The 12,612-nt window shown below is 57.9% G+C and carries 11 protein-coding genes; 5 read left to right on the top strand and 6 right to left on the bottom strand.

Going from position 1 to position 12,612, the window contains the following annotated elements; genetic code table 11:
• The first annotated feature begins 26 nt into the window (after nt 1–26).
• Nucleotides 27–2,015 carry a bifunctional 2',3'-cyclic-nucleotide 2'-phosphodiesterase/3'-nucleotidase gene (locus I8E17_RS05975; protein WP_069611940.1) on the top strand — a complete coding sequence of 663 codons (1,989 nt, stop codon included), beginning with the start codon at nt 27–29 and terminating at the stop codon, nt 2,013–2,015.
• Nucleotides 2,016–2,060: 45 nt separating this feature from the next.
• Here the strand turns inward: I8E17_RS05975 and I8E17_RS05970 are convergent, their stop codons facing one another.
• Nucleotides 2,061–3,029 (bottom strand): LysR family transcriptional regulator, encoded by a 969-nt coding sequence (locus I8E17_RS05970; protein WP_069611939.1) that lies wholly within the window; start codon nt 3,027–3,029, stop codon nt 2,061–2,063.
• Between the two features lie 136 nt (nt 3,030–3,165).
• On the opposite strand from I8E17_RS05970, the gene I8E17_RS05965 reads away from it, so the two are divergent.
• The gene (locus I8E17_RS05965) at nt 3,166–3,780 is read left to right on the top strand and encodes an FMN-dependent NADH-azoreductase (protein ID WP_069611938.1); all 615 of its coding nucleotides are present in this window, start codon (nt 3,166–3,168) and stop codon (nt 3,778–3,780) included.
• A gap of 53 nt (nt 3,781–3,833) precedes the next feature.
• On the opposite strand, the gene I8E17_RS05960 is transcribed toward I8E17_RS05965, so the two are convergent.
• Nucleotides 3,834–4,415, bottom strand: coding sequence for a TetR/AcrR family transcriptional regulator (locus tag I8E17_RS05960; RefSeq protein WP_069612282.1), 582 nt, complete (start codon nt 4,413–4,415; stop codon nt 3,834–3,836).
• A 105-nt stretch (nt 4,416–4,520) separates the two neighbouring features.
• Between I8E17_RS05960 and I8E17_RS05955 the strand changes: the two genes are divergently transcribed.
• On the top strand, nt 4,521–5,297 hold the full coding sequence (locus I8E17_RS05955) for an SDR family oxidoreductase (RefSeq protein ID WP_113366409.1): 777 nt from the start codon (nt 4,521–4,523) through the stop codon (nt 5,295–5,297).
• Nucleotides 5,298–5,402: 105 nt separating this feature from the next.
• Here the strand turns inward: I8E17_RS05955 and I8E17_RS05950 are convergent, their stop codons facing one another.
• Nucleotides 5,403–5,741: an HlyU family transcriptional regulator gene (locus I8E17_RS05950; RefSeq protein ID WP_069611936.1), complete on the bottom strand. Its 339-nt coding sequence runs from the start codon at nt 5,739–5,741 to the stop codon at nt 5,403–5,405.
• Nucleotides 5,742–5,778: 37 nt separating this feature from the next.
• Nucleotides 5,779–6,993 carry a threonine ammonia-lyase gene (ilvA, locus tag I8E17_RS05945; protein WP_069612281.1) on the bottom strand — a complete coding sequence of 405 codons (1,215 nt, stop codon included), beginning with the start codon at nt 6,991–6,993 and terminating at the stop codon, nt 5,779–5,781.
• 391 nt (nt 6,994–7,384) lie between these two features.
• On the opposite strand from ilvA, the gene I8E17_RS05940 reads away from it, so the two are divergent.
• Both I8E17_RS05940 and I8E17_RS05935 read left to right on the top strand, forming a co-directional pair.
• The gene (locus tag I8E17_RS05940; RefSeq protein WP_069611935.1) at nt 7,385–7,726 is read left to right on the top strand and encodes a hypothetical protein; all 342 of its coding nucleotides are present in this window, start codon (nt 7,385–7,387) and stop codon (nt 7,724–7,726) included.
• Nucleotides 7,727–8,014: 288 nt separating this feature from the next.
• On the top strand, nt 8,015–9,247 hold the full coding sequence (locus I8E17_RS05935; protein WP_219510917.1) for a site-specific integrase: 1,233 nt from the start codon (nt 8,015–8,017) through the stop codon (nt 9,245–9,247).
• A 34-nt stretch (nt 9,248–9,281) separates the two neighbouring features.
• Here the strand turns inward: I8E17_RS05935 and I8E17_RS05930 are convergent, their stop codons facing one another.
• Both I8E17_RS05930 and I8E17_RS05925 read right to left on the bottom strand, forming a co-directional pair.
• A complete protein-coding gene (locus tag I8E17_RS05930; protein ID WP_219510919.1) occupies nt 9,282–11,354 on the bottom strand; it encodes a hypothetical protein in 2,073 nt (690 codons plus the stop codon).
• Between the two features lie 32 nt (nt 11,355–11,386).
• Nucleotides 11,387–12,606, bottom strand: a protein-coding gene (locus tag I8E17_RS05925) for an IS3 family transposase (protein WP_219510925.1) whose coding sequence is annotated in 2 segments (ribosomal slippage) — nt 11,387–12,270 and nt 12,270–12,606 — 1,221 coding nt in all. Because the reading frame shifts where the segments join, the coding sequence is not laid out codon by codon here.
• Nucleotides 12,607–12,612: the final 6 nt, after the last annotated feature.

Genomic DNA, 12,612 nt, shown 5'->3' with positions numbered 1-12,612 from the left:
TAGCCCCATCGTTGAAGGAGTGCCTTATGTCTTCCATTCTGGATTTGCCCAGCATGTCGCGCCGTTCCCTGCTGCAAGGCCTCAGCGCCACGGCGGCGCTGATCGTGCTGCATCCTTTCGCCGCTCGCGCGGCCAGCAATCAGGCTCATCTGCGCCTCATGGAAACGACGGACATCCACGTCAACGTGTTCCCCTACGACTACTATGCCGACAAGCCGAACGACACGATGGGCCTGACACGTACCGCAACGATCATCGACAATATCCGCGCCGAAGCCACCAACTCGCTCCTGATCGACAACGGGGACGTGCTGCAAGGCAATCCGATGGGCGATTACATGGCCTATCAGCACGGCATGAAGGATGGCGATGTTCATCCGGTCATCAAGGCGATGAACACGCTCGGCTATTCCGTGGGCACGCTCGGCAACCACGAATTCAACTATGGCCTCGATTTCATGTTCAAGGTGCTGGCCGGCGCGAATTTCCCGTTCGTCTGCGCCAATTTGACCAAGGGCCAGCTTGCTTCCGACCCCACCAAGGACGACCTGTTCTTCAAGCCCTATCTGATGCTCGAAAAGAAGATCAAGGACGGCGCCGGCAATGAAAGCCCGATCAAGATCGGCTTTATCGGCTTCGTGCCGCCGCAGATCATGCTCTGGGACATCAAGAATCTCGAAGGCAAGGCGCAGACGCGCGATATCGTGGACGCCGCCAAGGCCTGGGTGCCTGTCATGAAAGCCGAAGGCGCGGATATCATCATCGCGCTCTCGCATTCCGGCATCGACGGCAGCGGCCCGAGCGAGAAGATGGAAAATGCCTCGCTCTACGTCGCCGCCGTCGACGGCATCGATGCCGTCTTCACCGGTCACCAGCATCTCGTCTTCCCCGGCCCGAAGACTTGGGACGGCATCAAGGACGCCGATCCGGTCAAGGGCACGCTGCACGGTAAGCCTGCCGTCATGGCCGGCTTCTGGGGCTCGCATCTCGGCCTCATCGACCTATTGCTCGAAAAGGATGGCAAGAGCTGGAAGATCGTCGACTTCACTTCCGAGGCACGCCCGATCTACCACCGCGACGACAAAAAGAAGGTCGTCGCCGATGTCGCAGACAAGAAGGAAGTGGTTGAAGCCGCCAAGGCCGAGCATGAGGCGACACTGACTTATGTCCGCACGCCCGTCGGCAAGACGTCTGCGCCGCTCTATTCCTACTTCGCGCTGGTTGCCGACGATCCCTCCGTCCAGATCGTCAGCCAGGCGCAGATCTGGTACATCAAGAACATATTGAAGGAGACGCAGTACAAGGACCTTCCGGTTCTGTCGGCCGCAGCGCCCTTCAAATGCGGCGGCCGCAACGGCGCCGACTATTATACGGATGTTCCCGCCGGCAACATCGCCATCAAGAACGTCGCCGATCTCTACCTCTATCCGAACACCGTCCAGGCCGTTGTCATCAACGGCGCGCAGGTGAAGAACTGGCTGGAAATGTCGGCCGCGATGTTCAACGAGGTTCAGCCGGGCGCCAAGGATGCGGACCTGATCAACAGCAGCTTCCCGTCCTACAACTTCGACGTCATCGACGGCGTCACCTATCAAATCGACCTCTCGCAGCCGCGCCGCTTCGGCGATGACGGCAAGGTTCTGAATGCCGATGCAAACCGCATCCAGAACCTGCAGTTCGAGGGCAAGCCGATCGACCCCGCGCAGAAGTTCCTGGTCGTCACCAACAACTACCGCGCCGGCGGCGGCGGCAACTTCCCGGAAATCGCGGCGGACAAGGTGGTCTATCAGGCACCGGACACCAATCGCGACGTCATCGTGCGCTATGTCCATGAACAGGGCACGATCAACCCGACCGCCGACGGTAATTGGACCTTCAAGCCGCTGCCGGGTGCGACCGCGCGGTTCCAAAGCTCGCCGAAAGCCAAGGATTTTCTCGATCAGGTCAAGAGCGTGAAGATCGAAGACGCCGGCGAAGGTACCGACGGCTTCCGCAGCTACCGGCTGGTGCTGTAAGCACGAATGCCATCGTCCTCTCCTCTCAATGGGGAGAGGACTTTCTCACTCCGCCGCCAGACGATTGTCTCCAGGATGGAACATCTCGACAGCGGACTTGAAGTCCTCCTGATTCGGGCATCTCGACAGACGATCACGGAAAGCCTCGATCATCCAGGCAGCCGCAGGGCCAGGGGGATTGTCCACCTTACGGATGGCATAGAGCGGATATTCGCTCTGGTCGTAAGCATCGAGAGCCAAAGGCACCAGCCGTCCCTTCTGCAGATCCTCCATGATGAACGAGGCCGGCAGGCCGCCCCAGCCAAGACCACCGCGGATCAACTGATGCTTCGTGGCGATATCGCTGAGATGCCAAATCTTGTAGGACAGGACGTTGAAATCCTTGCCATTGGTGAGATTTGACGCGTCGGTGACAACCAGTTGCACTTCTTCGCGCACATCGGCCAGCGTCAGCGGCCGTCCCAGCAGAGCGAGCGGATGCGTCGGAGCGGCAACGGGCATCATGAAGGAATGTCCGATGCGCTCGATAACCAGGGCATCATCCTGCTTCAACACCGAGCCGCCGATACCGATCGTCGACTTGCCGCTGGCAACCAGCTCCAGCATCGAACCAAGTTCGCCGGTGTCGAGGCGCAGGGAAACATAAGGGAAGCGATCGCGAAATTCCCGCAGCACATCGACGGTCGCGTGCACCGGCACCATGACGCTGATGGCAACAGCCACCTCCGCCTCAAGGCCGCTCTTCAGGCCCTTCACGCGTGCGCGCATCACCTGCAGATCGGAAAGAATGCGGCGGGCATCCTCCAGCATTACCCTGCCCGCATCCGTGAGCTTCGGCTGGCGCGAGCCGGAGCGCTCGAACAGCGGCATTTCGAGCTGAGCCTCCAGATTGGCAATCGTGTAGCTGATGACCGACTGCGCGCGGTTGAGCATTCGTGAAGCGGCCGAGAAGCTGCCTGACTCGGCGACGGTCAGAAAGACCTGCAATTGGTCGAGGGTGGGATTGGGGAGCATCTGCCATCCATTCTATCGATAATTCCAATCCATATTATCACAGTTTTTCTCGATAGTACTGACGACTTATTTATGGAGGCGAACGTGATCGGACTCTCCCAGCCGATTTAGCAACTCATTGAAAAGGAAAACGGATATGTCCTCCATTCTGCTTCTGACCTCCAGCCCGCGTCCGGACTCGCTCTCCACGAAGATCGCCACCGAACTGGCCGAGAAGATCAAGGCCAACAACCCGGGCAAGACGCTCGTCAAGCGCGACCTCGCCGCCGACAACCTGCCGCATATCGATGGCCCCTTCACCGCCGCCATCCGCACGCCGGCCGACGCCCGCACGCCCGAGCAGCAGGAACTGGTCAAGGTTTCCGACGCACTCGTCGACGAGCTGCTGGCAGCCGACACGCTTGTTATCGGCACCGGCCTCATCAACTTCAATATCTATTCCTCGCTGAAGACCTGGATCGACAACATCGCTCGCGCCGGCCGCACCTTCACCTACACGGAAACCGGCCCGAAGGGTCTGGCGACCGGTAAGAAGGCCTATATCGTGCTCGCTTCCGGCGGCGTCTACTCCGAAGGCCCGGCTGCCCCGCTGAACCATGCCGTTCCCTACCTGAAGTCGGTTCTCGGCTTCATCGGCATCACCGAAGTCGAGACCGTCTATGTCGAAGGCATCGCCTTTGGCCCGGAAGCAGTCGAGAAGGCAATCGGCGCCGCTCAGGCCCGCGCTTCCGAGCTGGCTCTCGCCGCTTAATCGACTGCAGCCTTCAGACATTGACAGGCGGCCGGCATCAGCCGGCCGCTTTGCTATTTCGCCTGTGGCAACTCCTTCACGAACGACCTCACGGTTTCCAGAATTTCATCGGAAAGAGCCTCGTCATTTGACACGCGCGCAAGGCCGAGCGCACCGGTCATCAGGCAGGAAGCGATGATCGCCTTGCGTCTGGCTTCGGCTGTCTCCGGTTTCGGCATGCGCGCCGTCATGGCATCGAAATTCCTTCGCAGGCCATCCGTCGCAACAGCGCGCACCGTATTGCTGCTGCGCGCCATATCCGCCGTCAGCGCCGCATAGGCACAGCCCTCACCGCAATGATCGCGGTGACGTTCGCTGAGATAGGTATCGACATACTCATCGAGCGAGATGCTCTCGGGATCGATCCCCTTGTCCTCCTGCCGTCGCCGCCACGACCCGATCGCCGATTCCACGGCTTCCGCCACCAGTTCATCGCGCGAGGCGAAATGCTTATAGAAGCCGCCGACGGTCAGACCGGCCTCCTTCATGAGGTCGGCAACGCCGATCCCTTCCAATCCCTCCTCACGCAAACGCTTGGCAGCGAGCGTCACGATGCGTTCGTGCGTCTTCTGCTTCTCCAATTGTGAGCGGCCCATCGAAAATCCTTTCGTGCCCAGCTTGACAAAATGGATTACGACCATAATCCTTATAGATAACGATCATAATCCAGATCGTCTCAAAAGCCAACAGGAGCTACGAACATGCGTCTCAAGAACAAGGTTGCCGTCATCACCGGTGGAAACAGCGGCATTGGGCTGGCCACCGCCCGCCTCTTCCTCGCCGAAGGCGCGAAGGTCGCCATCACAGGTCGCAATCCCAAGACACTGGCTGCGGCGGCCGAACAGCTCGGCGGTGGCGTGCTGGCCTTGCAGGCCGACACCACCGATATCCCGGCCATGGAAAAGGCCTTTGCCGAGGCTGCGGAGAAACTTGGGAAATTTGATGTGGTCTTTGCCAATGCCGGTATTGCCGGCGATACGCCGCTCGGCAAAACGACGCTTGAGCAGTTTGAAACCATCGTTCGCGTCAATTTTACCGGCGTCTTCTTTACCGTGCAGGCCGCCTTGCCATATCTGAACGACGGCGGTTCCGTGATCCTGAACGGCTCCGTCCATGCCGTTCTCGGCATTCCCGGCGCTTCGGCCTATGCCGGCACGAAGGGCGCCGTTCGCGCCATGACGCGCAATCTCGCCTCCGAACTTGCGCCCCGCGGCATCCGCGTCAACCAAGTTACACCCGGCGCCACCAAGACGCCGATCTGGGAGCCACGCGCCAGCACGCCGGAGGCTCTGGATGCCCTGCAAGCCCGCTTTGGCAGCCTCAGCCCGCTCGGCCGCATGAGCGAAGCGGATGAAATCGCCAAGGCAGCGCTCTATTTCGCCTCCGATGATTCCGCCAACGTGACAGCCATCGAAATCACCGTCGACGGCGGCGCGATCAACGCTCCATCCGGCGCAAAGATATTCCGCGCAGCTTGAAGCCTGCGAATTATCAGCCATCAATTTTCAATGAGTGTTATGGGCCGCCCAAGCAGATGCAGAGGCGGCCTTGCATCTAATGCATGTTAAAGGAGTTTAGCTGCTTCAGACCTGGCGAACCTTTTCGCCGTCGCCAAAGAGGCCGGCGCCGTTCTGATCGATAATCTGCTGGCCCTTGCGGAAGGTCGATTCCACCGCATCATCAGACGAGGTGAAGACGTCGGCGCGGATGAAATTGCGCACCAGGATCTCGCCGTTCACATCCTTCTCAATCCGGCCCATGAGGCGGAACTGGTTGCCCTCGCGCTGCGGCGTCGCATAGATCGTGCAGCCGGCATGTACCTGAGGTTCGACGCTAGCAGTCGAGCCGCCGGACTTTTCAGTGCCAGCCTGCGATGCGCCACCGGTGAAAATCGAAAGGATATTTGAAAAGAATGAAGCCATGGATCGCCTTTAGCATGAAGGTTGCGGGGTCGCAAAGTCAAATGATCAGGTTTGCCAGGATCTCGTTTTCGGTGATGTCCTCGTAGCCCATGCCGGAACTTTCAAAATTGGCGATAAGCTGCTTGAAATTATCCGGATTTTTCGTCTCGATGCCGATCAGGATAGAGCCGAAATTGCGGGCGCTCTTCTTCAGATATTCGAAGCGGGCGATGTCGTCTTCCGGGCCGAGCATGTTGAGGAAATCGCGAAGCGCGCCGGGGCGCTGCGCCAGGCGCAGGATGAAGTATTTCTTCAAGCCCGCATAGCGCATGGCACGCTCCTTGACGTCGGGCAGGCGCTCGAAGTCGAAATTGCCGCCGGAGACGACGGCAACGATGGTCTTGCCGCGGATGCTGTCGCGGTCGAGCTTTTCCAGCGCCGTGATCGCCAGAGCGCCGGCCGGCTCCAGCACCACGCCCTCGACATTCAGCATGTCGGTGATGGTAACGCAGATGGCGTTTTCCTCGATGAGCTTCACCTGCTCGGCCGCAAAGTCCTTCAGGGCCGCGAAATTCAGCTCGCCGATACGACCGACGGCAGCGCCATCGACGAAATTGTCGACCTTGGCGAGCGTGATCACCTTTCTAGCTTCGATGCTGCGACGCAGGCTCGGCGCGCCGGCGGGCTCGGCAAAGGTAAAGGCGTCGCGCGGGAGCTTATCGGCAAAATAGCCGGTGATCCCGGCTGCAAGACCGCCGCCGCCAACGGGGAGAAGCACATGGTCGGGGATAACGCCATCAGGCAGCTGCTCGGCGATCTCGGCAGCGACCGTCGCCTGCCCCTCGATAATATCGGCATGATCGAAAGGAGGCACCATGACGCCGTCGATGCTCTCGACGTGATCGCGCGCGGCCTGATAGCATTGATCGAAGAAATCGCCGAAGAGCTTGATGGTGATGAACTCACCGCCGAAGATGCGGGTCTTGTCGATCTTCTGCTGCGGCGTCGTCACGGGCATGTAGACCACGCCAGGCACACCGAAATGCCGGCAGACGAAGGCGAAGCCCTGGGCGTGATTGCCGGCGGATGCGCAGACGAAGGTCTTTCCCGTACCGCCCTCGGCAATCACCTTACGAAAGAAATTGAAGGCGCCGCGAATCTTGTAGGAACGGACCGGCGTCAGATCCTCACGCTTCAGCCAGATGTCGGCGCCATAGCGCGCCGAAAGATGCTCGTTCAGCTGCAGCGGCGTTGCGGGAAAGAGGCCACGCATGGCCTCTGTGGCTTCGAGAACAGTCTGTTTGTCCACGGTCTATCCGTCCTTCTTCAATCGCCCCCGCTATGACACAGGAAAGATGAGCAAAGAAAGCCTCTTTATCGCGCTTTCGGTCCTGCAATGGCGAGATTGGCCGCACCGAACAAGTCATTAACCATTTATGCCCCTGACTGTCGAAACCCCTAAATCTGTGAATTGACAGCCAAGCTCCCCCTGCGTCCAATATGACACAGCCATCATGATGATGGTTAGAGGCCCGCCTTAAATCCGATCGTCGGCTACGGCGGGCTTCGCTTATCCATGCCGGCATTAACTTATACTTGCACATGGGATTGAGAATCGCGCGAAAGATGTTTATCCCAGTTTTGTTCAAGGGGAGAACATCGTCATGCGCCTTATGCGCCCAGCTATAATCGCTTTCACTCTTGCGGTGCTTGCTTCCTGCGCCTCGCAGGAAAAAAGCTTCGAGAAGAACATCCCCATTATGAAGGAAAGCCCGACGGCACGAGCGCAGGTCATCGACAAGTGCATGTCGCAGCGCCTGCCACCGGAAACGCTGGATGAAATCGCTTTCTACGTCAAATCTCAAAGAAGCGACGCAAAGCGGCTCTTTTGTCAGCGACTAATGAACGGTGTGGTATCGGGAAAGATCAGCTATGCCGATTTTAAGGCCATGTTCCAACAGAAGAAGGTGACACCGGCGCTTGTCAGCGTTCTCAAGGGTCGCTGAGCCGAGCATGTCAGGCTTACGCCGATCGGCCCTTCCTGCAAAAACAATCCTTGACTGAATCGCTCAAGTGCTTGATGGGGAAAGGCACGCGGACGTGGCGAAACTGGTAGACGCAAGGGACTTAAAATCCCTCGGCCTTTGGCTGTACGGGTTCTCAGCGTCAAAAATAATTACGTAAAATCAGTTATTTAGTATTTTTCCTGCCATATAATCTCCGCCATTTCGGCGTACACATTCCATACACAGTCTGAAGCACACTTCTCGGGGCGCAAGGATGGGATTGAAAGCATGGCCAGTCATGAGATTTTAGGCGGCAAGGTTCTCGTCTACCGCCGCGAGAACAGCAAGCTGTGGCAGTGTTCGACGCGCATCAACGGCAAGAACTGGCGGACGAGTACCCGCGAGGAAAGCCTCGCCCTCGCCAAGGAGTTCGCGGAAGACTGGTTCTTCCGGATGAAGGTCAAGGAGAAAGGCGGCGGGCTGAAGGATGAGAAGACCTTCAAGGAGGCCGCCAAGCGCTATCTTGACGAATATGACGTGGTGACCGGCGGCACCCGCAACCGCACCTACGTCGGCGGCAACGAACGCCGGCTGCGCCTCTACCTCACCCCCTTCTTTGGCGAGCTGGGACTATCGGAGGTGACGGCGGGGAAAGTGCAGGAATACCGGGTCATGCGCTACACCACCGCACCCGAGATCGTGCCGAAGGACGATCCCGATGGCAAACCGGTGAAGAAGCTGCCCGCGAAGAATACCCTGCATCAGGAAATCGTGGTCCTGCGCCAGGTTCTGAAAACCGCCATCCGGCATGGCTGGCTGACCCATCTGCCGGACCTTACGACCCCGTATAAGTCGGCGGAGAAGATCTCACACCGGGCGTGGTTCTCGCCCGATGAATATAAGCAACTTTATACCGCGACCCGCAAACGCGCAGAAGAGCACCAGGGCAAGCGCTTCGAGCGGAATGCGCAGCAGTTGCATGACTATGTGCTGTTCATGGCCAATACGGGCCTGCGGCCCGACGAGGCCAAGAGGCTTCAGTACCGGGATGTTGAAATCGTCGAGGACGAGGAAACCAAAGAAACCATTCTGCTGATCCAGGTGCGTGGCAAACGTGGCGTGGGCTATTGCAAGAGCATGCCCAGCGCCGTGTTCCCGTTCGAGCGGTTGCTTAAGCGGAACCTTCCGAAGCCGGAGGCGCTGATTTTTGAAGACAACCACATGGAGATGTTCAACAACATCCTGGAAGAGGAAGGCTTGAAGTTCGACCGTGAGGGCAATCGCCGGACAGCTTACAGCCTGCGGCACACCTACATCTGCCTCCGGCTCATGGAAGGCGCCGATATCTATCAGGTCGCCAAGAACTGCCGGACCAGCGTCGAGATGATCGAGAAATACTACGCCTCACACATCTCAACGAGCATCAGCGCCGCCGCTGTCAACGTCCGGCGTAAGGTGAAATCGAAGAAGCAGATTGTTGAGCATGAGAAGCGGAATGCTCATCGAAGTTCCCAAGCATGATCGCAGTTTGGCTTCCATCGCGACGCCCTCAAATTTAGCGGCCTATCTCAATTCGGCGGATAGCATCAGCCGCAGATCGTGCGAAATCAGGTTCTGTGACAAGGCCTCGCAACGCTCCCAGATCTGATCTGTCGCCCAATTCGCCGATGATCTGTAGCGCCCAAGCCGTTGCGCGTTCATTTTTATAACCGTGGGATGACATAGCAGTTATCCCGGTGCGCGCAAAATATCGGGCGATCTTCAATAACTGCTGAGGAAAGAATTGGAACATATCGACGGGCGGGTATTTTCTTGACTCGGACATCGGTGAATGTTGCTCAAGCCCTTCGTGCACTACGTCGTGCAAAGCGCCGATGACAATCGGGGCGGGAATAAGCAGCAACGCATCCCAAGAGGTAGTTGCTAATTTCCTCGCGTCTTCTGAACCCGTTTCGACACAAGCTATTATGCCGCGTAGGTGTTTGAAACACCTCTGAAGATCGTTCTCCTCTGGTGTATCAGGTAAAGGAACCCTGTGCCTTGAAAGAAATCGCACCGCGAGAACGAAAGTTGCAATTTCATCCTGCCAGTGAGGATTGATTTCAGGATATCGGGCGTAGCGAACAAAGAGTGGCACGTCCGCGGGGTCGTCTGCATCTGAGACGGCCGTCGCGAGCCACTTCAGCGACAGGGAACTACGGATACTTCCTGCCTGAAATGCACGACTTATAAGCCGCTTCGTCTCAACATCTGAAAGCGCGTTGATCTCTTCGCAGTATATGCTGTCATACGGATGGTCAAACTGCGCGGAATAGACCGCCAAAGCTTCTTCAAAAACATCCTCACCATCATCTTCATCGAGTGCTGCGCGCAACTGCGTTCTTATTCCGTCTCGTGCGTCCTCAGCATCCTCGTCCAGTGCGCCCAAAAGCTTTAGAGCCTCAACCATGCTAGAGCTGATGAACGGATGAAAGTTATTTGGGTCCAGCTGCTGGAGCGCGTCAACCAAAATGGCATGCGCCGCATCTGACGCGCGGCGTACAAAACCGGCGGCGTGTAAGATTGCTAGCTGTACATGGTAAGGTTCGCACCGAAACCTTTTTTCAATCACCTGGGCGAGTTGTTCGCAGAACGATGTCTCATGATCAACGTAGAGCAAATGCCGGTGTTCAACCGCGAAAAGGAGTTCGCCTGACGTCAAGTCCATCAGGTGTCTCTCACGCATGACATCACACGGTGCCACAGTCTCCCAAGACGATTGGGCGGCTCCAACCATTATCCGGAAGCTCGACTTCCATCCCGAGTAAAGACCAAGATACGCTAGCCCAAAGCTGGGGCTCCGAAGTCCAATATTATGCCTTTGAGCCTCATCCGCGAGTTTCTGCCGCTCCGCTAAAAGCCGTGCGTCCATCGCCCGACACAAGCCAAGATATTCCTCGACGGCAAACCCATGTTTCGCGGCAATACCCAATGCGGCAAATTGCGCGGCTTTCTGTTTGCTGTGATGAGGTAATTCCTCCCATTCAACGCTAGCCTTCTCCTCAACGATCACAAGCTTGAGATGCATGTTGCCTATGTCTGACAGGATCTGAGACGCGGCCGAGGCCAAAAGCCTTTCGGAGGCCGATCTGGCTAGTGGACCAAATTCGCCGATTGCCGCCCTCGCCAAAAGATTAGCGTTGGCTAGCGAGCTAAGAATTTCGTAGGCCGCTACTTCATCGTCAAGAGAAGCTAAAACATCCGGTGCAAGTGCTTCCGTAAAAGCGGAATTTAGTGTCTTCGAGACTTCACCCACCTCGGAACGTGCCAATTGCGCATACCCTTGCGCCGCGCATCCAAATAGGAACATCTCGTGAAAGAAGGAGATGCGACCTGCTCGACAATCGAGCAAGCCGGATGAAAGCAGAATGTCGCATTGCTCGTCATTAAGGCCGTTCGCAATCATAATGCTGTCGAATGCCGTCTCGGTGGCCGAATAAGAAAACTGACCGAAGAGATGAAGAGCAAACGACCTCAGGGCAGCGTAACAAGTTCTGGCTTTTGGTCCCAGACGCTTGCGAATAAATTGGTCAATGAGACTGCTTCGGGTTGCATCAGGACCGAGCGTCGCCTGAAGCTCTGCCACCATTCGTGGAGTTGCCCCCAAAAGACCGGACATGCTCAGGTTTGAGATTGCGAGCTGATGAACTCGCGCGGTGATTGATATCCTAAAGCACTGTGCGGGTGAAGATTGTTGTAGTGCTCGAACCAGAGCGGCAGTTGCGCGATGACGGTTTCGGCATCCGGGGTGGGGTTCACCGCGACGTAGTCGCGCTTGAAGGTTTTGACGAAGGCCTCGGCCATGCCGTTCGATTGCGGGCTGCGCACGGGCGTCGTGCACGGCTCCATGCCGATGTCGCGGAGCAAGGATGCGGTATCCCTGGCGACGAAGCACGAACCGTTGTCGGTGAGCCATTCGATGGGCTCGGACAACATGTTGATGCGACCGAAGCGGTTCTCGACGGCGGTGATCACGAGGTCCTGCACGTCCTGGCTCTTGATGCCCTCCGTGGTGGCGACATGGGCGATTGCCTCACGGTCGCAGCAGTCGAGGGCGAAGGCGACACGGACCTTCTCCTTGTTGTCGCAGCCGATCTCGAAGCCGTCCGAGCACCATCGGATGTTGGAGCGTTCGACAGCGACCTGACCATCGTGGCGGCGATCATCGACCGCTCCGGTGTGGCGCACCAGAAGCAGGTTGTGCAGCTTCATGACCCGATAGACGCGCTTGGCGTTGGGCCACGAACGCCCCTGTTCGCGGGCATTCCGGCGCAGGATGGCATGGACCCGCCGATAGCCGTAGGTGGGCATGTCGGCGATGACGGCCCTGATTTCTTCCACCAGCTCCCGATCCGGGAGTGGCGGCCGTCCTCTGGCTCTGGAAGGGGAACCCGTGGCACGCGCAGCGATATTCGAGCGGGCGACACCCAAGGTTTCGCAGATGGTCTTCATTCCAAAATCCCTCTCGGCAGAGAGATCGAGCGCAACATCCGTTTTTTTGGGCCACCGGCGATTTCGAGGGCTTCCTTGAGGATTTCGCTCTCCATCGTCTTCTTGCCCAGCAGGCGTTGCAACTCCTTAACCTGGGCCTGAAGCGCCCGGTATTCGGATGCCGGAACGACCTCCTCTTCGGCGGCCGTCGCCGTCAGTGCTCCCTGGGATGCCAGCTTGCGCCAGGCGAACAACTGGTTCGGCTGGATGCCGTGCCGACGCGCGACGATGCTCACCGTTGCGTCCGCCTCGTAGGTCTCTTGAATGATCGCCAGCTTCTCTGCCGTGCTCCAGCGCCGCCGACGTTCCGGCCCGGAGAGAACTTCCATCTTAAAATTGCTACCAGTCATATTACC

Origin of the sequence: Rhizobium sp. AB2/73 (assembly GCF_020871915.1) — a bacterium.
Classification (GTDB): domain Bacteria; phylum Pseudomonadota; class Alphaproteobacteria; order Rhizobiales; family Rhizobiaceae; genus Rhizobium; species Rhizobium dioscoreae.
This window is presented reverse-complemented; position numbering and strand designations above follow the sequence as displayed.